Below are 23,162 nucleotides of genomic sequence, written 5' to 3'. Positions count from 1 at the left end.
ATCAGAACAGTATTTATCCATTTTCTCCGTAAGCCCAGTCGTCTTGGGCTGCCTGTAGCTTGTGAAGCAAGGAGCTTTCTACTTCAGTTGGAGCATGTCAACAAAGTTTGCTTTCTTACTATTTATGAACCACGCTTATTATTTTTGAAAAGCGTCATCCTTTAAGTGTTTGGTAATGCTGCATGCTTACACGATTATCAATGGCTGTGTCGATATCAGGCATTAGCTGTTCCTGAACTGCCCGAGAGACTTACTGTTTTAGCGACGAGTTAATTTGATAGTGAATGCTTGCGGCATCGTTAATGGCTTTGGTGTCAGATGTAAGGGTTTTGCTATGAAAGATATTTTGCTTCAACCAAACGACTATGTCGGTGTGTCTTTCTGGTTACTGTCGGCTGCGATGAGTGCCGCGACATTGTTCTTTTTTATGGAGCGTGACAGGGCGGTTGGTAAATGGAAAACTTCTCTGTCGGTCGCGGCGCTGGTTACCGGGATATCCGCTATCCACTATTTTTATATGAGGAACGTCTGGGTTGTTACCGGTGAAAGTCCTACAACCTATCGGTACATTGACTGGTTCCTGACCGTACCGTTACAGATAACTGAGTTTTTTCTTATTCTCAGCGCTGTCACAACAGTACGCGGAGCCTTGTTCTGGAAGCTGCTTTTTGCATCACTGGCTATGTTGCTTCTGGGCTACTTCGGTGAAATCCATATCATGAATGTGTGGCTGGCATTTATTTTAAGTACCAGTGCATGGCTTTATATCATTTATGAGATTTTTGCCGGGGAAGCTGGCCGGATCAATGCTAACAAAGGGTCCCGGGCTAGCCAAAAAGCATTTGCAGCGCTGCGAGCCATTGTCACCTTTGGCTGGGCAATTTATCCGGTTGGCTATGTGGTGGGTTACACCGGCGCTGGCAGTGAAGAGTGGTTGAACAGTATTTATAACCTTGCTGATTTTGTGAACAAGATTGCCTTTGGCGTGGTGATCTGGGCTGCGGCCACCTCATATACAGAATCCACTAAGTGATTTCCTTCAAGCCCAACTGTCTCGATTCACGGTTGATGTGTGACTTTTGTCCATGAATAGAGCCATCGTGATTGGAGCCGGTCTGGGAGGTCTGGCAGCTGCTCTGCGGCTGCGAGCCCGAGGTTACAGGGTGGAAATCATCGACCGATGTAGGGAGCCGGGCGGGAGGGCGCAGGTATTCCACCGTAATGGCTATGTGTTTGATGCTGGTCCCACGGTGATTACAGCGCCTTTTCTGTTTGAAGAGTTATTTGGCCTGTTCAATAAACGACTGAGTGACTACGTTGCCCTGGTGCCACTTAAGCCCTGGTATCGATTCTGTTTTCCGGATGGTGATACCTTCGATTACGGAGGGAGTCAGGAGGAAATTTTACAGGAAATCAGTCGTATATCACCGGAAGACAGGACGGGATATCTTGATCTGGTTGCCGAATCGAAAGCGATCTTTGACATTGGTTTCAGCCTGCTGGCTGATAAACCGTTTCATCAGCTTAACGAGATGATTCGCCAGATTCCCAACCTGATGCGGCTGCGCTGCCATCGCTCTGTATGGGACTTGGTTACGCAACACTTGAAGCATGAAAAGTTGCGCCAGGCTTTTTCTATCCAGCCGCTGCTGGTTGGCGGCAATCCATTTGATACCACCTGTATTTACAGTCTTATTCATTATCTGGAATTACAATGGGGAGTTCATTTTGTTATGGGTGGGACGGGTGCTTTAACGGTGGCCCTGCACAGGCTATTGAAAGAGCAGGGGGTGAGGCTTCACCTCAATGCCACAGTGAAACGCTGTACCGTAGAAAAGCAGGTCATCCGCCATGTTGAAACCACCGATGGCAGGCAGTTTGATGCAGAGTTGTTTGTCGCCAACTGCGATCCCCTCCATCTGTATAGTGATCTGTTACCACGGGAGTCTGTGCGATTCAGCGCACGATTGAAAGGACATCTGGCGGCTCGGTCCATGGGGCTTTTCGTACTCTATCTGGGTACAGACAGAAAGTATGAAAGCCTGGCTCATCATACGATCTGGCTGGGCAGGCGATACCGGTCATTGCTGGATGATATATTTAAACGAAAAATTCTGGCGGATGATTTTTCACTCTACCTTCATCGGCCTACAGCAACCGACCCCAGTTTGGCTCCTGCAGGGTGTGACGCGTTTTATGTGTTGGCTCCGGTGCCTAACCTGTTGGGGAATGTGGACTGGGATACGGTGCGATGGAGCTATGGAAACAAGATCATTCATGCCCTGGAGACGTCAATCATGCCGGAACTCAGTGCCTGCATTGTCGAGCGCTTTGATATGACACCCAACGAATTTCATAATGATTATATGAGCCCTGCCGGTGATGGTTTTTCGATTGCACCGACTTTTCGGCAGTCGGCCTGGTTCCGGTATCACAATCAGGGCGAAGGACCCAAAAATCTTTTTCTGGTGGGTGCAGGAACCCATCCGGGCGCAGGTCTGCCGGGCGTACTCTGTTCGGCAAAAGTGCTTGAACATCTTCTGCCAGACTCTGCGTGATTAGCCAAAATTGATTGATCAGATTGTTTAATGACGGTACCACTCTCATCCACTCCCTCAGAACCATTAGAGGTTCTGTCGAAACACGGCAAGTCTTTCCGGTTTGCAGGAGCCCTGTTATCAAAAGAACGATTGGATGACGCTGCCAGACTGTACCGGTTTTGTCGGTGGGTCGATGATCTCGCAGACCAGTGCGCGGATCATCCGCTGGCTCTGGAACAACTGGACAGCATCGAGCGTGCATTGACGGATCAGCGGAGTGACAAACCCATAGTGTCCGACTTTATTGCGCTGCAAAAGCAGGTGGGCATTCATAATGCTGCCCCCTTTGCCCTGTTGGATGGTATGCGCAGTGATTTGGGAAAGGTGGCGGTACAGTCCGAAGAGGATCTGGTTCGGTATGCCTATCGAGCCGCCGGTACGGTTGGTCTGATGATGTGTCCTGTTCTTGGTGCCGCAGAAGCCGGTTGGCCTCATGGTGTTGACCTGGGTATTGCCATGCAGTTGACCAATATTGCCAGAGATGTGGCAGAGGATGCTGCCATGGGGCGGCGTTACCTGCCAGAAATATGGTGTCCCTTCCCTGCACAACGACTGATTCGCTTTGATGACGACGACCGTTCAACGGTTCAACAAGCCATCCAGAATGTGTTGCAAATGGCTGAGCGCTACTATGCCAGTGCGGTTGTAGGGCTGGCATATCTTCCTTTCCGAAGCCGGCTGGCTATTGCCGCCGCACTTGCAATTTACAGGGAGATCGGTCTGCGTCTTGAACATCACAATTACGCTTACTGGCAGGGGCGAGTGGTGGTACCCGTCAGGCGAAAAGTCATGCTGACTTTATCAAGGTTACCCCTGCAATGTATTTCTGTCGGGCAACCTGCAGAACATGACCCTGAGCTTCATAAACCATTAACCGGACTCTATCCGGTTTAGGTGGTGGATTTGTGGAGTTGGTTGATATCGTGATGATTGGTGCCGGGCTGGCCAGTACATCGCTGGCACTGGCGCTGGTGAACAACGGCTGGCGAGGGCAGATCGTTATGCTGGAAGCCAGCGACTGTTTTAATACGCACAAAACCTGGTGTTTCTGGGACACTGGCGCGCTTCCCGATTATCTCAGGCCGTTGTGCGTCAGGCACTGGAACCACTGGCAGGTATCAACGCCCACAGAGCAGCATATCGCCCTGTCACAAAACACGCCCTACTGTTGTATCCGGGCTGAGGACTTCTTCAGCTTCGCAGAGGCGTGTTTTTCCCGGAGCGATATCGATGTGCGTTTCAACAGTCAGGCGACCTGCATTGAGGGCGGGCTATCAGGCAATACCGCCTTCGGTGCAAGAGTTTCTGCATGCGGCGGGCAAATCCACGCCCGATACGGCGTAGACAGCAGCATTGATGTTTGTGAACCAGACAATAGCGGTCTTTTCCAAAGTTTTTATGGTGCCTGGGTATTATCAGAAAAGAACGTATTTAATGCCGATGTCGTGGGTCTCATGGAAGAGATGACGGTAATTGATGGTGATTTGCAGTTTATCTATCGTCTGCCTTTAAGTTCGTCGTTATCGCTGATTGAAGTGACCCGGTTTGGGATCACGCCAGTCAACCCGGGCCAGCTTCGCAGATACCTCGACCTCTATCTGGGCAGCCAGTTCACAGAGGGTCTCTGGACCATTCAGTCGTTAGAAGAAGGTATTTTGCCCATGCAGGTTTCTGAGCGCAGCGCCACCCGGTCACATTGGTTAAAAGCCGGAATAGCAGCGGGACATCTTCGGGCATCCACAGGGTATGGTTTTTTGCCGGTGCAACGCTGGAGCCAGATGGCAGCCTCCGCATTACGGCATGGCAAACGCCCATCATCTGCCTCCCCGATTGTCTGGCGTTACCAGCTCATGGACCGACTGTTTTTGAGTGTACTGCGCAAGGATATGTCTATCGCGCCGGACTTGTTTCAGAATCTTGCCCGGCGTTGTCACGCAGACCCGTTTGCCCGTTTTATGACAGAAGCTGCGTCCTTCACGGATTTGTTGCGCATCATCTATGCCATTCCCCAAAAAAAACAGTTCCTGAAAGCCTTGTTTCAATGCCTCGTTTAAAGAATGTTCCCGTTTACCTGTTCGGTTTCACCGCCGGGCTCATGTTGTTGCTTGACTCGCTAGGACAGTCCCATTCAACAACCCTGATCGTTTTACTCTGGATATACCTCTTCGGTGTTCCTCATGGAGGGCTTGACCTGCTCTATATTCGCCGCTGTTTCCATAAAGAAGCAGGGAAGCAACTGGTCATTATCGCGTCTTATACCGGTCTTGTTGTGCTGAGTTTTATGGTCTGGCTGAAATTACCAGTTATCAGTATGGTCATATTTCTTGTCGCCTCAGCCTGGCACTTTTCCGGCGATTGGCAGCCTGAAAGCAGCAGATGTCAGCGTTTGATGCTCGGGTTACTGGCAGTAGTGGTTCCAGCCATCACGCATCGAGAGGAAACGGGGCAAATTTTCGCATGGCTATTATTGCCTTGTGAGGCTGCAGGCATTATTGCTCTTGGGATGCAGTATCTGGCACTTATCATGCTCTGCATACTCCTTATACAGGTAGTCATGGGGAAATTAAGGAAAGAGGTTGCTTGCCCTGCTTCCATGATGGTTGTGGGTGGTTTACTGCTCTCTCCTATATTGTATTTTGCGAGCTATTTTTGTGGTTTGCATGCCATAGTGAATATGATAAGGACCTTTCAGCAGTTTCAGGGGCAGTCGAAGTCATTGATCTTTTATCTGGCTTTATCGATGTTTTTTACAACGCTGTTATTCCTTGTTGCATATATCTATCTGGCGAAATTACAGACCCTGCAAGTAGAGTTGAGTTCGTTATTTATAGGACTGTTCTCCCTGACGATGCCACATATTATTTTGCATTTTGTGTTAACTCGGCTTTCAAGCTTTTATCTGGTCGAGTGAATTGGCATCATAATCAACTGACTGCTAATAGCGGAGCAGGTTGGTTTCACCATCCGACTGCAAAACATCATGCTCCTCGATTTTATCCTGTCTCTGATCACCGCTTTGGGGGTAAAAATGTGCTTCCAAACCATGATAACCATACAGCCTTCATCCCCGCAGTGGCGGGGATCCACTGTTTCTGGTGGCGCGGGAACGACGAAGATACTTCGTTATAGGTTTTAGTGCTGAGTTCAGCTTGTGCGAAGTACTTCAGAGCTATCGGCTCAGGTGGCAGATTGAGTTGCTGTTCCAAGAGGTGAAGTCGGTTATGTATCCTGATTTAGAAAAACTATTCAGCGACTTAAGCAAGATTATCCCTCTGAGAGCACTGGGGTCTCAATTGCACGGCGATGAGAACAGTATTTTTCAGCTGGAAAAAAGTGGTGAATACTATTTTCTGATGCCGTGTCCTTTTATTGCTAACTCTGGCAGAGCCGCTCCCCCGCTGCTGGATGGTTCATTTATGTACGCCATTCTGGCAAGCTTTCCACAACAGGTCATGGTTGGGCCAGGCCGTACAAACGAAAATTACAGGAGTGTGCAGAGGGTCAGGGGGCATGTCTCCATTACCCTTGGGGCTGACGCGTTATACGCTGGAGAACTGGTCTTCAGCGATAGAAAACTGGTCAGTTGGAACCATGTTTCAGGGCATTTCCTTCCTTCAGTGGAGCAACGCCATACTCAGCTGACGCCTAATGTTAAACGGTTGTTACCCGAACATTTGTTTGTTGATCCCATTGCGGCAATGCACCGACGCAGGCAACAGCTTATGCAAGAGGTCATGAATGATGAATGGTAATAACCTGTTTTCAGGGGCTGAAGCTTGTTCATTCAATACCTGGCAGCGTTTCTGTAGCCAAAACTACGCCATCGATAAGAGTTTTGTCTTCAAAACTCTCAGCAGATTCCTTGTTTTCCAACATTGCAGTGGAAAGTCGCACGTAAGTTTTCATTTGAAAGCTGCTCTAAAGTGGGTTTAACTCGCAGTTTCAGGCTGGTCTGTGGTATTATTTCGCCTTTATTGACACCAAATTTTGTTGCCGGTCATCCAGGTCGGGTTTTACCTCTGAAACCCCGATGACCGAATGAATCGGAACCGGAGTACCGACAGATTCACAAAACTGCACCGTTTTTATCGTGATGCCTCTCTTGTTGATAAACAGTTGGGTAAACACCGGGTTAAGCAGTTTTCATCTTTCGATCTCAGGGTTTCAAGTCTGCCGCGCATAAGACCTCTTTCACTCAACAGCTCTGAGCTGCCGGGTGAGCTGGGTTCGGAACGGATGCCAACAGGTGACAGGCAGGCGCAAGCAAAAGGACGACTGGGTTTCCATGACAGATATCGCTAAAGAGATTCTTCCGGTAAACATCGAAGACGAACTCAAGCAGTCCTACCTGGACTACGCCATGAGTGTTATCGTCGGGCGAGCCTTGCCTGATGTGCGTGACGGCCTTAAGCCCGTACACAGGCGCGTACTGTTCGCGATGAACGAACTGGGCAACGACTGGAACAAGCCCTACAAAAAATCCGCCCGTGTGGTGGGTGATGTAATTGGTAAATACCACCCACACGGTGACAGTGCGGTATACGACACCATCGTTCGTATGGCCCAGCCATTTTCCATGCGCTATATGCTGGTGGATGGTCAGGGTAACTTTGGTTCCGTTGACGGCGACTCCGCAGCGGCCATGCGTTATACGGAAATCCGTATGCAGAAGATCAGTCATGACATTATGGCCGATCTCGACAAGGAAACCGTTGATTTTGTACCCAACTACGATGGCAGTGAGCAGATCCCTGCCGTTATGCCAACCCGCATCCCGAGCCTGCTGGTCAATGGTTCTGCGGGTATTGCGGTGGGTATGGCGACCAACATTCCACCTCACAACCTGACCGAAGTGATCAATGGCTGTCTGGCACTGATTGATGACGAAACGCTGTCGGTTGATGACCTGATGCAGTACATCCCGGGTCCTGATTTTCCGACCTCTGCCATTATCAATGGTCGTGCCGGGATTCTGCAGGCCTACCGTACCGGCCGCGGACGGATTTATATTCGCGCCCGTGCGGATATTGAACATGATGAAAAGCGCAATAAAAGCACCATCATCATTACCGAAATTCCTTATCAGCTGAACAAAGCCCGACTGATCGAAAAGATTGCCGAGCTGGTAAAAGACAAGAAAATTGAAGGCATCAGTGAACTGCGCGATGAGTCCGACAAGGACGGTATGCGCATTGTTATTGAGCTGCGTCGGGGCGAAAACGCCGATGTGGTTCTGAACAACCTGTACGCCCAGACTCAGCTGGAATCTGTGTTTGGTATCAACACAGTGGCTCTGGTCGACGGTCAGCCGAAAATTCTGAATCTGAAAGAACTGCTGGAAGCCTTTATTCGTCATCGCCGTGAAGTGGTCACCCGCCGTACCGTTTATGAACTGCGTAAGGCACGTGAGCGAGGTCATCTGGTAGAAGGCCTGGCGGTTGCCTTGTCCAATATCGACCCGATGATTGAGATGATCAAAGCCTCGCCGACATCTGCTGAAGCCCAGGAAAAACTTATGGCGAAAGGCTGGGAGCCGGGTTATATGATGGAGATGGCAGAGCGTGCGGGTTCTGACGCCTGTCGCCCTGAAGATCTGCCTGAACAGTTTGGTCTGCGTGATGGTCAGTACTATCTGTCTCCGGCTCAGGCTAAGGCGATTCTGGAAATGCGCCTGCATCGCCTGACCGGTCTGGAAATCGAAAAGCTGCTGGCTGAATATCGCGAGCTTATCGAAAAAATTGCTGAACTGTTGCATATCCTTGCCAGTCCTGCCCGTTTGCTCGAAGTGATTCGTGAAGAGCTGGAGAAGGTGAAAGAAGAGTATGGCGATGAACGTCGTACTGAAATCACCAGCTCCCGTCGCGACCTGACCGTTGAAGACCTGATTGATGAAGAAGACATGGTGGTGACCCTGTCTCATGGCGGTTACGCGAAAACAACGACACTGGATACCTATCAGGCACAGCGTCGTGGTGGTCGTGGTAAATCAGCGGCTTCCGTAAAGGAAGAAGATTACGTTGAACACATGCTGGTGGCGAACACCCATACCCAGATACTGTGTTTCTCCAGCAAGGGTAAGGTGTACTGGCTCAAGGTGTACCAGATTCCGGAAGCGGGTCGCACGTCCCGTGGTCGTCCGATTGTGAATATTCTGCCGCTGGAAGAAGGTGAGCGCATTACCGCTATGCTGCCAGTGGAAGAATACACCGAAGGTCACTATGTCTTTATGGCAACGTCCCAGGGGACGGTGAAAAAGACGCCGCTGGAACAGTTCTCCCGTCCACGTACAAGTGGCCTGATCGCACTGGGGCTTGAAGAGGGTGATACCCTGGTGGGCGCCCAGATTACCGATGGTGAAAAGCAGGTCATGTTGCTGTCCAACGCCGGTAAAGCTATTCGTTTTGAAGAGACCGATGTGCGCCAGATGGGGCGTACAGCCCGTGGCGTTCGTGGTATAAAACTGCAGGACGGTCAACGGGTGATCTCCCTGATCATTCCGGAGGAAGGCGCCCAGATCCTGACAGCCAGTGAAAATGGCTTTGGTAAGCGAACCTGTGTTGAGGACTTCCGGGTTACCGGTCGAGGTGGTCAGGGTGTAATCTCCATGCAGTGTACGGACCGGAATGGACATCTCATTGGTGCGATTCAGGTGCAGGACGGTGAAGAGGTGATGCTGATCTCTGATCAGGGTACTCTGGTTCGTACCCGTATTGATGAGATTTCTGTGATGAGCCGTAATACACAGGGTGTTACCCTGATTAAGGTTCAGGAAGGCGAGAAGCTGGTAGGGGTTGCCCGGGTTGAGGAGCCTGAAGAAGGTGACGTCCCGGAGGCTGAAGAGCAAGACGCCGAAGTGAAAACTGAAGGCAGTGCTACTGACACTGCCGATGTCAACGCTACTGAGCAGGATGACTGAAGGGTCTGATTGAATAAAACGCCAGCGCATAATGCTGGCGTTTTTGTCTGTCGCCGCAGGGGAGGTGGCGGATACCACAGCCTGAGAAGGCTGTCAGTCTGGAGAGTTAATTGTGAACAATATTATTGGTCCTATAGCGATGGATAAACCTGCAGCGATAGATAAACAAGTATTTAATTTTTCTGCTGGCCCTGCACCTATACCGAGGGAGGTGCTGGAGCAGGCTCGGGAAGAACTTCTCGACTTCCAGGGGTTGGGTACTTCGGTGATGGAGATCAGCCACCGGGGTAAGGAGTTTATCAGGGTGGCAGAAGAGTCTGAGCAAGACCTGCGTGAGCTGATGAATATTCCTGCCAACTATAAGGTGCTGTTTCTACAGGGCGGCGCCCGTGGTCAATTCGCGGCGGTTCCCCTGAACCTGAAAGGCAGTAAAAAAAGTGCGGATTATGTGAATAGCGGATATTGGGCGCAGTCAGCCATTAAAGAAGCCCAGCGTTATCTGAATGTGAATATCATTGCTGATGGCAAGCTGTCCGGATTCCGGCAGATGCCTTCCCAAGAACAGTGGCGCTTCAGCAGCGATGCCGCCTATGTCCATTACACGCCGAACGAGACCATTGGTGGTCTGGAATTTCCGTTTATACCTGAAACCGGCGACGTGCCACTGGTGGCGGATATGTCTTCAAACATTCTGTCCCGGCCTATTGATGTCAGTAAGTTTGGCGTGATTTATGCCGGTGCGCAAAAGAACATTGGACCTGCTGGTCTGACTGTGGTGATTGTTCGTGATGATCTTCTGGAGCATCACTCTTCAGCCTGTCCTGCGGTCTGGGATTATGCGACTCAGGCAGGCAAGGACTCCATGTACAACACGCCGCCCACCTTTGCCTGGTATCTGGCTGGCCTGGTGTTTAAATGGCTGAAGCGCCAGGGTGGGCTGGCAGAAATGGACAAGATTAATGAGCGTAAAGCCCGTAAATTGTATGGTCAGATAGAAAGCACCCGATTTTATCACAATAATATTGACCCCTGCTGGTGCTCGCGCATGAATGTGCCGTTTACCCTGGCTGACCCGGAACTGGATTCTGTCTTTCTGGCTGAAGCCGGGAAAGAGGGGTTTATGTACCTTAAAGGGCATAAGGCAGTGGGAGGCATGAGGGCCAGTATCTATAATGCGGTTCCGGAAGCTCATGTTGATGCGCTGGTCAGCTTTATGCAGGAATTTGAACGGCGTTATGGTTAATAAAAAAGGTTGATGGAAAAGTGGTTGGTCAACAAGGCTAAGCGAATGCTGACGTGACTATTTAACCGGCTTTCGGGTAGCAGAACCGGGCTGCCTGAAGGCCTTTGATTGCAGTGTAAAGAGCTGAGAATAACTATGACAGATGACAAGCTGACAGGACTGCGCAAGAGTATTGATAAGCTTGATGGTGAAATCCTGAAGCTGATCAGTGACAGAGCCAGGTGCGCTCAGGAAGTTGCGCAGGTTAAGCAGCAGGAAGACAGAGATGCTGTCTACTATCGCCCGGAGCGTGAAGCGCAGGTTCTGCGTCGTGTTATGGAGCGTAACGACGGGCCTCTGGGCGATGAAGAAATGGCGCGCCTGTTTCGGGAAATTATGTCGGCCTGCCTGGCACTGGAAGAGCCTGTCAATGTAGCGTTTCTGGGGCCTGAGGGTACCTTTACGCAGCAGGCGGCGATAAAGCATTTTGGGCATTCGGCCGTTTGCGTCCCCATGTCAGCCATTGATGAGGTATTTCGTGAGGTGACTGCCGGTGCGGTGAATTATGGTGTGGTGCCGGTTGAAAATTCTACGGAAGGTGTCGTTAGTCATACGCTCGACAGTTTTATGGATTCCAACCTGAAAATCTGTGGTGAGGTGGTGCTGCGGATTCATCAGAACATGCTGGTATCAGAAAATACCCGCCGGGATCATATTACCCGTATCTATTCTCATGCCCAGTCACTGGCCCAGTGTCGTAAGTGGCTGGATGCCCACTGGCCAATGGCCGAGCGTGTTGCTGTTAACTCCAATGCCGAAGCCGCCCGCAGAATCAAGGGTGAATGGAATTCGGCGGCGATTGCCGGTGATATGGCTGCAGAAATGTACGGCCTGGAAAAGATTGCCGAGAAGATTGAGGATCAGCCTGACAACTCCACCCGATTCCTGATCATTGGGAATCAGGATGTGCAGAGCAGCGGTGCTGATAAAACGTCTATTGTCGTTAGTATGCGTAACCAGCCTGGCGCCCTGCACGCTATTCTCGAAGTCTTTCAGGTACATGATATCGACCTGACCCGAATTGAGACGCGCCCTTCCCGCAGTGGCACCTGGAACTATGTGTTCTTTATCGATTTTTCCGGGCATATTGATGACCCGGTGATCAAAATTGTGCTGGAAAGGCTGGGAGAGCGGGCCAATGACCTGAAGGTGCTTGGTTCTTATCCTAAGGGTGTGCTGTAAATACTGAGCTATAAAAAGCTGTGCTGTAAAACAATATAACAGGTGATTTATGGGATGTGATTTTGTCGAGCTGGCCGTTTCGGGTGTAAGGTCGCTGAGCCCTTATCTGCCTGGTAAGCCTGTCGAAGAGCTGGCAAGAGAGCAGGGGCTTGATGTGGATGCCATTGTCAAGCTGGCCAGTAACGAGAACCCGCTTGGTCCGGCACCGTCTTCACTGGATGCTATTGGGCGACATCTGTCAGAGCTGGCGCGTTATCCGGATGGTAATCTGTTCAACCTGCGTGATGCGCTAAGTCAGAAACTGGCGGTTCAGCCTGAGCAGATTACCTTCGGGAATGGATCAAATGACGTGCTGGTGCTTCTGGCTCAGTCATGGTTGCAGCCCGGGGTGTCTGCCGTTTTTTCAGAGTATGCCTTTGTTGTTTATCCGATCGCTGTCACAGCGGCGGGTGCGGAGAGTATTGTGGTGCCTGCCAGAAACTGGGGGCATGATCTGGATGCCATGGCTGACGCTGTGCGGGATGATACCCGAATGGTGTTTCTGGCAAACCCGAATAATCCAACCGGAACGGCGTTTCCCCGGGATGAGCTGACAGGCTTTCTGGATAAGGTGCGCAGTGATGTCATTGTGGTTCTGGATGAGGCGTATTTTGAGTATGTGCAGGACGAACGTCATCCGGATGGTATCGCTTTGCTTAAGCAGTATTCAAATCTGGTGGTTACCCGTACTTTCTCCAAAGCCTATGGTCTGGCGGGGAGTCGGGTTGGTTACGCCGTCTCCAGTGTAGAGGTTGCCGGTGTGCTTAATAAGCTACGTCAGCCGTTTAATGTCAACAATCTGGGTGAGTGTGCAGCGGTTGCGGTCCTGAATGATGATGAATACCTGCAGCGTTCCCGTGATGTGAACACTCAGGGGCTGCAAACAGTATCGGCTGGTCTGCAGGCAATGGGTTTTGAATACATTCCGTCCATGGGGAACTTCATTACCTTTGATACCAGTGGCGATGCCATGGTGTATTACCGGAAACTGTTGGAAAAAGGGGTGATTGTTCGCCCGGTTGCTAATTATGGAATGCCAGGGCATTTGCGGGTATCCATTGGCCTGCCGGAAGAAAATGAACGTTTCCTGCAGGCTTTGAAAGAAGTAAAAGAAGTGGTGTCGTAGTGAACGCTCAGGGATTGCAGATAAACAGAATCAGGGTGCTTGTTGTCGGTCTGGGGCTGATTGGTGGCTCTTTTGCTGCGGCACTGAAAGAGAAAGGAATTTGTCATGAGATTGCAGGTTATGACCGTAGCTGCGATTCTGTTGATATCGCCTTTGAGAATGGCCTGATTGACAGCCCCTGTTATGATTTGCCCGACGGTGTAGCCCGCGCTGATGTCGTTATGCTGGCCGTTCCCATGCTGGCTATGCCTGCGGTGCTTCAGCAGCTTGTGGAAGTGCCGCTGGCGGGTAAGGTGGTGACTGATGTGGGTAGCTGCAAAGGGTCACTGGTTGAATCTGCACGACAGTTGTTTGGTGAAGTGCCTGCCTGTCTGGTACCGGGACACCCTATCGCTGGTTCTGAAAAAAGCGGTGTGACAGCAGCCAGACCTGATCTTTTTAAAGGTCATAAAGTGATTCTGACACCACTGTCGCACACCGATGCTCATGCTACTGCATTAATTAAGGCGCTCTGGCAGGCCTGCGGTGCGCATGTTGACAGTATGGATATCGGGCATCACGATGAGGTACTGGCACTGACCAGTCATCTGCCCCATTTTCTGGCTTTCTCCCTGGTCGATACTCTGGCCGGTAACCGAGAAAATCAGGAGATATTTCGTTATGCGGCTGGAGGTTTTCGGGACTTTACCCGAATTGCCGGCAGTGACCCGACCATGTGGCATGATATTGCCCTGGGTAATCGGGACGCTGTTTTACAGGCGCTGGATCGTTTTACAGAAGGTCTTGAAGGGCTTCGAAACGCCATTATAAATAAAGACAGTCAACGTATGCTGGGTATTTTTGAACGGGCATCCACCGCTCGACGACATTTTACCAGTATGCTGGAAAGAAGAGCCTATATGACCACGCTGAATGACTCTAAAACTATGAATGAAGTACAACAAACCTTTGTTGCCCAGCCGGGTGGCAAAGTAACCGGTGAGCTGCGCGTTCCCGGAGATAAGTCGGTTTCCCATCGCTCCATCATGCTGGGTGCTCTGGCAGAGGGTGAAACGGTTGTTGATGGTTTCCTGGAAGGTGAAGATGCCATGGCAACGCTGCAGGCCTTCCGTGATATGGGTGTGGATATTGAAGGTCCACACGATGGTCGGGTTACTATTCACGGAGTGGGTATGCACGGGCTGCAACAGCCGCCGGGACCGCTCTATCTCGGTAATGCCGGTACGGCTATGCGTCTTATGGCAGGGCTGATGGCAGCGCAGTCTTTTGACGTAACCCTGACCGGTGATACGTCATTGTCCGGGCGCCCGATGAACCGGGTGGTTAAACCGCTTGCTGAAATGGGAGCGAGCATTGAAACCGCAGAGGGTGGTCGTCCACCGCTGGTGATTAAAGGCGGTCAGGCACTGAACGGCATTCATTATGATTTGCCGGTGGCTTCAGCGCAGGTGCAGTCCTGTCTGTTGCTGGCGGGTCTTTACGCTGAAGGGGAAACCTCTACGGTTGCTCCGGGAATTGTTCGTGATCATACGAATCGCATGTTGTCCGGGTTCGGGTATCCTGTTGCCGTTGATGGTGACCGGGTGGCCGTGCAGGGCGGTGGTAAGCTGACGGCAACGCGAATTGACGTACCTGCGGATATTTCATCAGCCGCGTTTTTCCTCGTGGCAGCCAGTATTGCCGAAGGTTCCGACCTGATGCTTCCTCATGTTGGCATTAATCCAACACGAACCGGTGTGCTGGATATTCTGCGTCTCATGGGTGCTGACATCACCCTGTCCAACGAGAAGCTGGTAGGTGGTGAACCTGTTGCGGATATTCGTGTGCGATACGCGCCTTTGAAAGGTATTGAAATCCCTGAGCATCTTGTACCTCTGGCAATTGATGAGTTTCCGGTGCTGTTTGTCGCGGCAGCCTGCGCTGAAGGTGAAACTGTTCTGCGCGGCGCTGAAGAGTTGCGGGTCAAGGAAAGTGACCGGATTCAGGCTATGGCTGATGGTCTGCAGGTGCTGGGCATTGATGCGGAGGCGTTGCCTGATGGTATGATCGTCAAAGGCGGTAAGCCATTTATGGCAGGTACGGTTGAGAGTCATGGGGATCATCGCATCGCCATGGCCTTTGCGGTGGCTTCATTGCGGGCGCAAGGCGCAATCCGTATTAAAGACTGTGCCAATGTTGCCACCTCATTTCCGAATTTTGTCAGGCTGGCCAGTCATGCCGGCCTGAAGTTATCTGTTGAAGGACAAGACGAGTGAGTAACTCTGAAAACCCTGGACTGGGCGTACAGGCTTCTGATCAGAACTCTGACCGTAACGCTGGCCGTAATGCTGATGATAGAGCAGTATACAAAGCGAATGCACCCGTGGTGACCATTGACGGTCCCAGCGGTTCAGGTAAAGGTACGGTCGCAGCTCTGCTCGCCAAGGAGCTGGGCTGGCACCTGCTGGACAGTGGCGCTCTGTACCGACTGACAGCGCTGGCGGCAATAAACCATGGTGTGGATTTTGCTGACGAGTCTTCCCTGGAAGTGCTGGCTGGTCATCTTGATGTCCAGTTTGAGCCGGGGCAGGATGGGGAAGGGATGACCATTATCCTCGAAGGTGAAACCGTAGGTGCCAACCTGCGAACGGAAGAGGTGGGAGCCAAAGCGTCAAAAGTGGCGGCTCTGCCAAAAGTTCGTGCTGCGCTGCTGAAGCGTCAGCGTGACTTTGCTCACGGAGCGGGATTGGTAGCTGATGGTCGTGATATGGGAACAGTGGTGTTCCCTGCCGCGGACTTCAAGGTTTACCTGACGGCCAGTGCAGAAGAACGGGCAAAGCGCCGACGAAATCAGTTGCAACTGAAAGGGATTGATGCTAGTTTTGATCAGCTTTTAGCTGACATTCAGGCACGGGATGAACGGGATATGAACCGTAAGGTGGCTCCGCTCAAACCGGCTGAAGACGCTCTGCAACTGGACAGCACCCGCCTGACGATTCAGGAAGTGTTTAGCCGCATTCTGGATGGTATGCGACAGAAAGGTCTTATCTGACGCTTTGCTGTCAGTCAGCTCTTAATCAGGCATTAGATAATAACGACAGGCTGTCTGACAATGTCAGACAGCCTGTTACTTTTCAAATACAGACGACCGGTTGTTGTCTGTATTAACCCCAAAGAGTCCGGAATTGGCTGAATGCCAGTGTTTCCAGCTCCGGACTGAATGAAACTAACCCACACTGACTGGCGGTGTGGCCGGCAGGTAGAACAACATCCTGGTACCAGGGTGCTCTGACTGCACTGTCGAATTGATAGGAATGACCATGAGCGAAAGCTTTGCTGATCTGTTTGAAGAAAGCCTGCAAGAAATCGAAATGAAGCCGGGCGCTATTGTTAGCGGCCAGGTAATCGATATCGACAACGACTGGGTGACTGTACACGCTGGTCTGAAGTCTGAAGGCGTTATCCCTAAAGCTCAGTTCCTGAACGAACAGGGCGAACTGACCATCGCTGTTGGCGATGAAGTTCAGGTTGCTCTGGACGCTGTTGAAGATGGTTTCGGTGAAACTCGTCTGTCTCGTGAAAAAGCCAAGCGTATGGAAGCTTGGGGCGAGCTGGAAAAAGCCTTCGAAGCTGAAGAAATTGTTAAAGGTGTTATCTCCGGTAAAGTCAAAGGCGGCTTCACTGTTGACGTTAACACTATCCGTGCGTTCCTGCCTGGTTCTCTGGTTGACGTTCGTCCAGTACGTGACACTGCTCACCTGGAAGGCAAAGAGCTGGAATTCAAGGTAATCAAGCTGGATCAGAAGCGTAACAACGTTGTTGTTTCCCGTCGTTCCGTACTGGAAGCTGAAAACAGCGCTGAGCGTGAAGAACTGCTGGGTACTCTGCAGGAAGGTCTGGAAGTTAAAGGTATCGTTAAGAACCTGACCGACTACGGCGCGTTCGTAGATCTGGGTGGTGTTGACGGCCTGCTGCACATCACTGACATGGCCTGGAAGCGCATCAAGCATCCTAGCGAAATCGTTAATGTTGGTGACGAGATCAACGTTAAGGTTCTGAAGTTCGACCGTGAGCGCAACCGCGTATCTCTGGGTCTGAAGCAGCTGGGTGAAGATCCATGGGTAGCTATCACTAACCGCTTCCCAGAAGGCACCCGTGCTTCCGGTCGCGTAACCAACCTGACTGACTACGGCTGCTTCGTTGAGCTGGAAGAAGGTGTTGAAGGTCTGGTACACGTTTCCGAAATGGACTGGACCAACAAGAACATCCACCCATCCAAAGTGGTTGCTCTGGGTGACGAAGTTGAAGTTCAGGTTCTGGACATCGACGAAGAGCGTCGTCGTATCTCCCTGGGTATCAAGCAGTGCAAGACCAACCCATGGGAAGACTTCTCCGGTTCCTTTAACAAGGGCGACAAGCTGGCTGGTAAGATCAAGTCTATCACTGACTTCGGTATCTTCATCGGTCTGGACGGTGGTATCGACGGCCTGGTTCACCTGTCTGACATCTCCTGGAACGAAGCTGGTGAAGAAGCTGTTCGTCAGTACCGTAAGGGTGACGAAGTTGAAGCTGTTATCCTGGCTATCGACGCTGAGCGTGAGCGTATCTCCCTGGGTATCAAGCAGCTGTCTGAAGATCCGTTCAATGCCTTCGCTGGTCTGAACGAGAAGGGCTCTATCGTTAAGGGTGTTATCAAGGAAGTAACCGCTAAGGCTGCTACCGTTGAACTGGCCGAAGACGTACTGGCTACTCTGAAAGCTTCTGAAATCAGCCGTGACCGCGTAGAAGACGCGACTAACGTTCTGAAGGAAGGCGAAGAAGTAGAAGCTCGCATTATCAGCATCGATCGTAAGAACCGTAACATCAGCCTGTCCATCAAAGCGAAGGACGAAGCTGAAGATAAAGCGGCTATCAAGGAGCTGCGCAGCACTGCTCCTGAAGCTTCCGGTCCTACCACTATCGGTGACCTGATCAAAGCTCAGATGGAAAACAAGTAAGATCAAATGATCTGACTGTTAAGCCATAAAGCTTGAAAAACCGCAGGAGAAATTCTGCGGTTTTTTTTCGCCTGCTGAAAATGCAGGGCATGATTTTCAGCAGGCTTATCAATAGCTTGCTTGATTTCTTGATTTGGGTTAGCTAGGGTAGGAATCGTCTGTACTGGATACCATCAGGGAGTGGCAGGGGAAAGGAACCATGGCAATAACCCGGTCTGAATTGATTGAGCAGCTTGCAGAACAGCAACAGCAGTTGGCTGTAAAAGATGTCGAGCTGGCCATCAAGGCAATAATAGAACAAATGTCACAGTCGCTGGCCAACGGAGAACGCGTTGAAATACGTGGTTTTGGCAGCTTTTCACTTCATTATCGAGCGCCGAGAATTGGCAGAAATCCAAAAACCGGAGAGTCGGTTTCTCTGGCAGGAAAATATGTCCCGCACTTCAAGCCTGGCAAGGAAATGCGTGACAGGGTGAATAATTCCGTTTAATCGTTTTTTCACCGGTATGACCGGAGTAAACTGGTTCATCCGTTACTGGTCACTTAATCTGGAGTTTGTTGTTACTATGGTTTCAGTGCTTGGAGCTTGGCTGAAGCGCTTACTGGTATTATTTCTGCTGATTATTATGTTGGTCATACTGGTCAACTTTGTGATTAGTAATCCGCAGCTGGTTGATTTTCAACTGGCTGGTATGCAGCTGCCCGAACTTAAGGCTTCAACAGCCGTCATTGCTGCATTCATTGTTGGTGGAGTCTGTGGTCTGCTGGCATCAATGGTCGCGATTGGAAGGCTGCGCCTGGCGAATGCCAGCTTCCAGCGCAAACTGGGACGCCGGGATGCAGAGTTGCAGAAGCTGAGAGCGAATGCCCTCAAGGGACTGAGTTAATGCCTGATGTTGCACTGCTGGCTCTTATTGTAGTAGCCATGCTGGCAGGTTATCTGTTGGGTCGAAGGGATCTTCGGAAAAAGAATCAATCCCAGTCATCCGGCCAGCCTCTTTCCAAAGAATATTTTGTTGGACTGAATTATCTGTTGAATGAACAGACGGATGAGGCGATTGAAACGTTTATCAAAGCGCTGGATCTGAATAACGACACGGTTGATACTTATCTGGCACTGGGTAGTCTGTTTGCCCGGCGCGGTGAAGTAGAAAAGTCCATTCGTGTGCATCAGGATCTTCTTGCCAGACCAAGCCTTACCTCTTCGCAATCCCTTCGGGTTCAGTTGGAGCTGGCAAAAGATTTTATGCAGGCCGGCTTGCTGGATCGGGCCGAAGCCATGCTGGCTGACGTGGCCAAAAATAATCATGAGTATCGGCCTGAGGCTTTGCAGCAGTTACTCAAAATCTATGAGCAGGAACGGGAGTGGTCTAAGGCTGTTGCCGTGGGTGAAGAGTTGCGGAAAACCGGTGGCGATAAGTATGCTGTGGTGCTGGCACATTTTTACTGTGAGGGCGCGCAGATCTGTCTGGATCGCAACGACCGGATGTCTGCCAGAAAGGCCATCCGTCAGGCGTTCACACGGGATAAAAACTGTGTCAGGGCTTCGTTGCTGTTGGCACGGATGGAGTTCGATGATGGTCGTTACCGGGATTGTATAAAAGCGCTCGAAAAAGTTGCGCTGCAGAATAGCCAGTATGTTCCGCTGACTCTGGAGTTATTAGAGCAGGCTTATAACCGGCTGGGTAATGTTCGCGGCTTTACTGCTTTTCTTGGACGCTGTCTCAGTGAGAGACCAGGTGGGGCAGTCATCCTTGCCATGACAAAAGTTCTGGCCAGTGACCGGGGAGATGAACAGGCATTAAGGTTTCTGACCGATCAGCTGGGTAAAAATCCTTCTCTGAAAGGTTTGAATGCCCTTATGACTCTGCAACTGAGAAATCCTGCTGTCGGGAGTCTGCAGAGTATTCGTCTGCTGAAAGAGATGACGGATAAAATGCTCGAACTGAAGCCGGTTTATCAATGTAATTCCTGCGGTTTTTCCGGAAAGGAAATGCACTGGATGTGTCCGGGTTGTCATTCGTGGGGAGCTATTGCACCAGTGCAGGGAATTGAAGGAGAGTGAAGCTTTGCACTGTCGATTAAATTAATCTAAACCTTTAAGTAAGAACTTGCTTATGAGTTCGTTTCTTTTCCAGGCATCAAAGGAGTATCGCCATGAGGAAGACAATAATTGCATTTCTTACTTCACTGTTTCTTTCCTTTTCAATTCCTGCTTTTGCTGAACAGTCGGTTAAATTCGAGAAAATTAATGTTAACCAGGCAACGGTTCAACAGCTTAATGAATCGCTGGTTGGTGTGGGTCCGAAAATAGCCCGGGAAATTGTTAATCATCGTGAATCTCATGGGGCATTCCATTCAATGGAAGATCTCGATAAGGTGAAATACATAGGCTCGGTATTATTAGAAAAAAATAAAGATAAAATTGTATTTGATTAAATAAAATCGTGATTCAATATCAGGCGCCATGTTCAGATGAATGAGTATGGCGTTTTTTTTGGGCTCTTTTGAAAACCAAACGGTCAACGGCTTATGTCGAGGATCTGATGAGTCGACAGTATAAGTAGATTGAACAATGGAGAGTTCAAATGGAGCCTGTCACCATGGTTATCGTTGGTGCCGGTAGTCGCGGCAGAGCTTATGCCCGCTATGCCCTGGACCATCCTGAACAGTTGAAAATTGTGGCAGTTGCGGAGCCAAGAGAAGAATACCGGGCGTATCTGGCAGAACAGCATAATATCAGACCGGACCGGGTTTATAGGGACTGGCGGGCGCTGGCAGAGTGTGAAAAGCTGGCTGACACTGCTGGTATTTGCACTCAGGATGAAATGCATAAAGAGCCGGCGGTGGCACTGGCTGAGAAGGGTTATCACTTGCTTCTGGAAAAACCCATGGCACCTGACCCCGACAGTTGCCGGGCGATTGTTGAAGCGGTTAAAACCCACAAGGTCATGTTAAGTGTCTGTCACCTTCTGCGCTATACCGTTTATACCATGCGCCTGAAAAACTTATTAGACAGTGGTGTTATTGGGGATGTCTGCTCTATTCAACACCTTGAGCCCGTAGGCTATTGGCACCAGGCACATTCTTTTGTCAGAGGGAACTGGGCCAATGAAGCAGCCAGTGCTCCCATGCTGATGACAAAGGCCTGCCACGACCTCGACTGGTTGAGATACCTGGCCGGTAAGCCCTGCCAGCAGATTTCTTCATTTGGACGGCTAAGTCATTTTCGCAAGGAACAGAAACCGGAAGGCAGCAGCGACCGGTGCCTGGATTGCAGACTTTCCGAAACCTGCCCCTACTCGGCCCAGAATATTTACCTTTGCAATGTTTATCAGCCTCGCGGTGGCGAAAATACTCAGGAAAAACTATTCACTGAAGGTTCTGTTAACCAGTGGCCATGGGATGTGCTGACACCAGAACCTTCTTACGAGACGATTATTGAAGCTTTGCGTACCGGTCCTTATGGCCGGTGCGTTTACGCCTGTGATAACGATGTTGTGGATCATCAGGTGGTGAATATGCAGTTTGAAGGCGGCATGACTGCTTCATTTACCATGACCGCTTTCACTCCCATGACGAACCGTAAAACCAGTGTGTTTGGCAGCAGGGGCATGATTGAAGGTGATGGCAGAAAGCTGTACAGGTATGATTTTCTTTCCCGCACGGAAACGGTTTACGATACTCACGCCTTTGTTGACAGCTCTGCGGCTGGAGGGCATGCAGGCGGTGACCAAGCCGTGATGAAGGCATTTATAGCTGCTGTTGCCAGTAATGATGCCTCACATATTCTGAGCGGCCCTGATGAAACCCTTGAGAGTCATCAGATGGTTTTTGCCGCAGAGCGGGCGCGTCGGGAAAATCGTGTCATCAGTCTGTTAAATGCTGATGAAAAAGAGGCAGGAAGATAGCCCGTAATTCATGGCTACCTTCCCTCAATTTAATAATCCGCAACGGGTTATTATTGATTGAAACGGCGATTGTTGTTGTGGCTCTGGTTGTTGTTTCTGCGTCCACCGTTTCTTTCAGTAGCAAAATTAACCCGCATGTTACGGCCATTGAGTTCTTTGCCGTCCATGCTGAGTGCTGAATCTGCGGATTCTTTTTCAGCAAATGTGACAAAAGCAAAACCACGGGACCGACCGGTTTCGCGGTCAATAATCACACGGATCTCATCAATTTCACCAAATTGCTCGAAAGCAATCTGCAGGTCGTTTTCATTCGCGCTAAAAGGCAGGTTACCTACAAACAGTTTGTTCTGTTGCATGGTAAGAAGGTCTCCAATAATGACGTTTTTTAACTCGACCATTTGCCTTAGAAACATCGAACGTCAACAGGATTACGTCGTTCTGGGGCATCAGTAAGTCAGAGTGTTATTAAAATAACCCTGGCAGTCTTTTGCTCAGGACTAAATTGACCGGTATCCAGACAGGAGTCTGTCTACAGATCCAATAACGCACCATAGCAGGGCTCTAGTGAGTTGTACCCTAAACTGTCTGGGTATGACACCAGATTATAACCTGTAGTACTTATGTCAAGGGCATAAGCAGGAGTTGGTTCGCGGTGTGTTGGAACCAACGGTGGTAATTGAATAAGTTATTTTATGTTTTTTATTGTTTTTCAATGAATTACAGCCCGGCCGGTTATTATTTCAGCCTTTAGTGTAATTGCAGGAACTTCTGACGCAGGTCAATTAGTGTTTGCAGCGGCAGCCAACAAAATGCACCTGTTCATTCTGCAGTGTTAACTTCCCTTTGGCGAGAAACAGCTCTACCAGTTGGTCAGCGTTCAACCCTTCGGCAGAACAGGTGTGAAAAAGGCTGTCAGTACCAAAATGTTGGGCAATGGCTGTCAGCAGTTCGTCTTTGCTCGCAGGCTGGTTGTGCTCACGAATCAGATTAAGAACATTGTGGCCGTGAATGGATTCTTGCATCTTGCGTTCCTGATGAAATAGTCAATCAAACCGGTAAACATACCTCTGGCTTAAAAATAAAACATAAGTACTAATACTGAGTTTTGCCGGATGTTCTATGCTCAGTTC

21 protein-coding genes are annotated in these 23,162 nt (G+C 50.3%); 18 read left to right on the top strand and 3 right to left on the bottom strand.

The genetic code is table 11. The annotated features are described in order from the left end of the window. Positions 1-334 precede the first annotated feature (334 nt). From V5J35_RS02115 to V5J35_RS02090, 6 genes are all read left to right on the top strand, one after another. Positions 335-1,033 (top strand): bacteriorhodopsin-like, encoded by a 699-nt coding sequence (locus V5J35_RS02115; RefSeq protein WP_354009683.1) that lies wholly within the window; start codon positions 335-337, stop codon positions 1,031-1,033. Positions 1,034-1,085: 52 nt separating this feature from the next. Next, positions 1,086-2,558, top strand: coding sequence for a phytoene desaturase family protein (gene crtI / locus V5J35_RS02110; protein WP_354009682.1), 1,473 nt, complete (start codon positions 1,086-1,088; stop codon positions 2,556-2,558). Between the two features lie 30 nt (positions 2,559-2,588). Continuing rightward, positions 2,589-3,494, top strand: coding sequence for a phytoene/squalene synthase family protein (locus V5J35_RS02105; protein WP_354009681.1), 906 nt, complete (start codon positions 2,589-2,591; stop codon positions 3,492-3,494). A gap of 11 nt (positions 3,495-3,505) precedes the next feature. Continuing rightward, the gene (locus V5J35_RS02100; protein ID WP_354009680.1) at positions 3,506-4,654 is read left to right on the top strand and encodes a lycopene cyclase family protein; all 1,149 of its coding nucleotides are present in this window, start codon (positions 3,506-3,508) and stop codon (positions 4,652-4,654) included. Next, a complete protein-coding gene (locus V5J35_RS02095; RefSeq protein ID WP_354009679.1) occupies positions 4,642-5,511 on the top strand; it encodes a Brp/Blh family beta-carotene 15,15'-dioxygenase in 870 nt (289 codons plus the stop codon). The genes V5J35_RS02100 and V5J35_RS02095 overlap by 13 nt, the downstream gene beginning before the upstream one ends. 310 nt (positions 5,512-5,821) lie before the next feature. Next, positions 5,822-6,352: a hypothetical protein gene (locus V5J35_RS02090; protein WP_354009678.1), complete on the top strand. Its 531-nt coding sequence runs from the start codon at positions 5,822-5,824 to the stop codon at positions 6,350-6,352. 28 nt (positions 6,353-6,380) lie between these two features. Here V5J35_RS02090 and V5J35_RS02085 read toward each other — a convergent pair whose 3' ends face one another. Continuing rightward, positions 6,381-6,506 carry a hypothetical protein gene (locus V5J35_RS02085; RefSeq protein WP_354009677.1) on the bottom strand — a complete coding sequence of 42 codons (126 nt, stop codon included), beginning with the start codon at positions 6,504-6,506 and terminating at the stop codon, positions 6,381-6,383. A gap of 379 nt (positions 6,507-6,885) precedes the next feature. On the opposite strand from V5J35_RS02085, the gene gyrA reads away from it, so the two are divergent. From gyrA to V5J35_RS02025, 12 genes are all read left to right on the top strand, one after another. Beyond that, positions 6,886-9,516, top strand: a complete 2,631-nt coding sequence (gene gyrA, locus V5J35_RS02080) for a DNA gyrase subunit A (protein WP_354009676.1) — start codon at positions 6,886-6,888, stop codon at positions 9,514-9,516. Positions 9,517-9,655: 139 nt separating this feature from the next. Continuing rightward, positions 9,656-10,759, top strand: a complete 1,104-nt coding sequence (gene serC / locus V5J35_RS02075) for a 3-phosphoserine/phosphohydroxythreonine transaminase (RefSeq protein WP_354011353.1) — start codon at positions 9,656-9,658, stop codon at positions 10,757-10,759. Positions 10,760-10,894: 135 nt separating this feature from the next. Beyond that, positions 10,895-11,980 carry a prephenate dehydratase gene (gene pheA, locus V5J35_RS02070; RefSeq protein WP_354009675.1) on the top strand — a complete coding sequence of 362 codons (1,086 nt, stop codon included), beginning with the start codon at positions 10,895-10,897 and terminating at the stop codon, positions 11,978-11,980. A gap of 49 nt (positions 11,981-12,029) precedes the next feature. Then, entirely contained in the window at positions 12,030-13,145 is a 1,116-nt protein-coding gene (gene hisC, locus V5J35_RS02065; RefSeq protein ID WP_354009674.1) for a histidinol-phosphate transaminase, read from the top strand. Then, positions 13,145-15,400 carry a bifunctional prephenate dehydrogenase/3-phosphoshikimate 1-carboxyvinyltransferase gene (locus tag V5J35_RS02060; protein ID WP_354009673.1) on the top strand — a complete coding sequence of 752 codons (2,256 nt, stop codon included), beginning with the start codon at positions 13,145-13,147 and terminating at the stop codon, positions 15,398-15,400. Before hisC ends, V5J35_RS02060 begins: the two co-directional genes overlap by 1 nt. Before the next feature lie 107 nt (positions 15,401-15,507). Then, positions 15,508-16,176, top strand: coding sequence for a (d)CMP kinase (cmk, locus tag V5J35_RS02055; protein WP_354011352.1), 669 nt, complete (start codon positions 15,508-15,510; stop codon positions 16,174-16,176). Between the two features lie 268 nt (positions 16,177-16,444). After that, complete coding sequence (rpsA, locus tag V5J35_RS02050; RefSeq protein WP_262567221.1) at positions 16,445-18,121, top strand: 30S ribosomal protein S1; 1,677 nt, start codon at positions 16,445-16,447, stop codon at positions 18,119-18,121. Between the two features lie 205 nt (positions 18,122-18,326). Further along, positions 18,327-18,611: an integration host factor subunit beta gene (gene ihfB / locus V5J35_RS02045; RefSeq protein WP_354011351.1), complete on the top strand. Its 285-nt coding sequence runs from the start codon at positions 18,327-18,329 to the stop codon at positions 18,609-18,611. A 136-nt stretch (positions 18,612-18,747) separates the two neighbouring features. Further along, positions 18,748-19,008: a LapA family protein gene (locus V5J35_RS02040; protein WP_354009672.1), complete on the top strand. Its 261-nt coding sequence runs from the start codon at positions 18,748-18,750 to the stop codon at positions 19,006-19,008. After that, positions 19,008-20,186, top strand: coding sequence for a lipopolysaccharide assembly protein LapB (gene lapB, locus V5J35_RS02035; RefSeq protein ID WP_354009671.1), 1,179 nt, complete (start codon positions 19,008-19,010; stop codon positions 20,184-20,186). The genes V5J35_RS02040 and lapB overlap by 1 nt, the downstream gene beginning before the upstream one ends. A gap of 92 nt (positions 20,187-20,278) precedes the next feature. Further along, entirely contained in the window at positions 20,279-20,560 is a 282-nt protein-coding gene (locus tag V5J35_RS02030) for a ComEA family DNA-binding protein (RefSeq protein ID WP_354009670.1), read from the top strand. Positions 20,561-20,709: 149 nt separating this feature from the next. After that, on the top strand, positions 20,710-22,032 hold the full coding sequence (locus tag V5J35_RS02025; RefSeq protein ID WP_354009669.1) for a Gfo/Idh/MocA family protein: 1,323 nt from the start codon (positions 20,710-20,712) through the stop codon (positions 22,030-22,032). A gap of 50 nt (positions 22,033-22,082) precedes the next feature. Here V5J35_RS02025 and V5J35_RS02020 read toward each other — a convergent pair whose 3' ends face one another. Together V5J35_RS02020 and V5J35_RS02015 are read right to left on the bottom strand one after the other, a co-directional pair. Further along, complete coding sequence (locus V5J35_RS02020; protein WP_354009668.1) at positions 22,083-22,388, bottom strand: RNA recognition motif domain-containing protein; 306 nt, start codon at positions 22,386-22,388, stop codon at positions 22,083-22,085. A 426-nt stretch (positions 22,389-22,814) separates the two neighbouring features. Next, the gene (locus V5J35_RS02015) at positions 22,815-23,054 is read right to left on the bottom strand and encodes a YecH family metal-binding protein (protein ID WP_354009667.1); all 240 of its coding nucleotides are present in this window, start codon (positions 23,052-23,054) and stop codon (positions 22,815-22,817) included. Between the last annotated feature and the right edge of the window lie 108 nt (positions 23,055-23,162).

The sequence above is a fragment of the Endozoicomonas sp. NE40 genome (assembly GCF_040549045.1).
GTDB classification, from domain to species: domain Bacteria; phylum Pseudomonadota; class Gammaproteobacteria; order Pseudomonadales; family Endozoicomonadaceae; genus Endozoicomonas_A; species Endozoicomonas_A lisbonensis.
Note: the sequence above shows the minus strand (reverse complement) of the source record. Positions and strands in the feature narration are given on the sequence as shown.

Excerpts from the sequence above, each read along its gene's own strand:
- V5J35_RS02115 (WP_354009683.1), top strand. The coding sequence starts at position 335 with ATGAAAGATATTTTGCTTCAACCAAACGACTATGTCGGTGTGTCTTTC.
- crtI (WP_354009682.1), top strand. The coding sequence starts at position 1,086 with ATGAATAGAGCCATCGTGATTGGAGCCGGTCTGGGAGGTCTGGCAGCT.
- V5J35_RS02105 (WP_354009681.1), top strand. The coding sequence starts at position 2,589 with ATGACGGTACCACTCTCATCCACTCCCTCAGAACCATTAGAGGTTCTG.
- V5J35_RS02095 (WP_354009679.1), top strand. The coding sequence starts at position 4,642 with ATGCCTCGTTTAAAGAATGTTCCCGTTTACCTGTTCGGTTTCACCGCC.
- V5J35_RS02090 (WP_354009678.1), top strand. The coding sequence starts at position 5,822 with ATGTATCCTGATTTAGAAAAACTATTCAGCGACTTAAGCAAGATTATC.
- V5J35_RS02085 (WP_354009677.1), bottom strand. The coding sequence starts at position 6,506 with ATGAAAACTTACGTGCGACTTTCCACTGCAATGTTGGAAAACAAGGAA.
- gyrA (WP_354009676.1), top strand. The coding sequence starts at position 6,886 with ATGACAGATATCGCTAAAGAGATTCTTCCGGTAAACATCGAAGACGAA.
- serC (WP_354011353.1), top strand. The coding sequence starts at position 9,656 with ATGGATAAACCTGCAGCGATAGATAAACAAGTATTTAATTTTTCTGCT.
- pheA (WP_354009675.1), top strand. The coding sequence starts at position 10,895 with ATGACAGATGACAAGCTGACAGGACTGCGCAAGAGTATTGATAAGCTT.
- hisC (WP_354009674.1), top strand. The coding sequence starts at position 12,030 with ATGGGATGTGATTTTGTCGAGCTGGCCGTTTCGGGTGTAAGGTCGCTG.
- rpsA (WP_262567221.1), top strand. The coding sequence starts at position 16,445 with ATGAGCGAAAGCTTTGCTGATCTGTTTGAAGAAAGCCTGCAAGAAATC.
- V5J35_RS02040 (WP_354009672.1), top strand. The coding sequence starts at position 18,748 with ATGTTGGTCATACTGGTCAACTTTGTGATTAGTAATCCGCAGCTGGTT.
- lapB (WP_354009671.1), top strand. The coding sequence starts at position 19,008 with ATGCCTGATGTTGCACTGCTGGCTCTTATTGTAGTAGCCATGCTGGCA.
- V5J35_RS02030 (WP_354009670.1), top strand. The coding sequence starts at position 20,279 with ATGAGGAAGACAATAATTGCATTTCTTACTTCACTGTTTCTTTCCTTT.
- V5J35_RS02025 (WP_354009669.1), top strand. The coding sequence starts at position 20,710 with ATGGAGCCTGTCACCATGGTTATCGTTGGTGCCGGTAGTCGCGGCAGA.
- V5J35_RS02020 (WP_354009668.1), bottom strand. The coding sequence starts at position 22,388 with ATGCAACAGAACAAACTGTTTGTAGGTAACCTGCCTTTTAGCGCGAAT.
- V5J35_RS02015 (WP_354009667.1), bottom strand. The coding sequence starts at position 23,054 with ATGCAAGAATCCATTCACGGCCACAATGTTCTTAATCTGATTCGTGAG.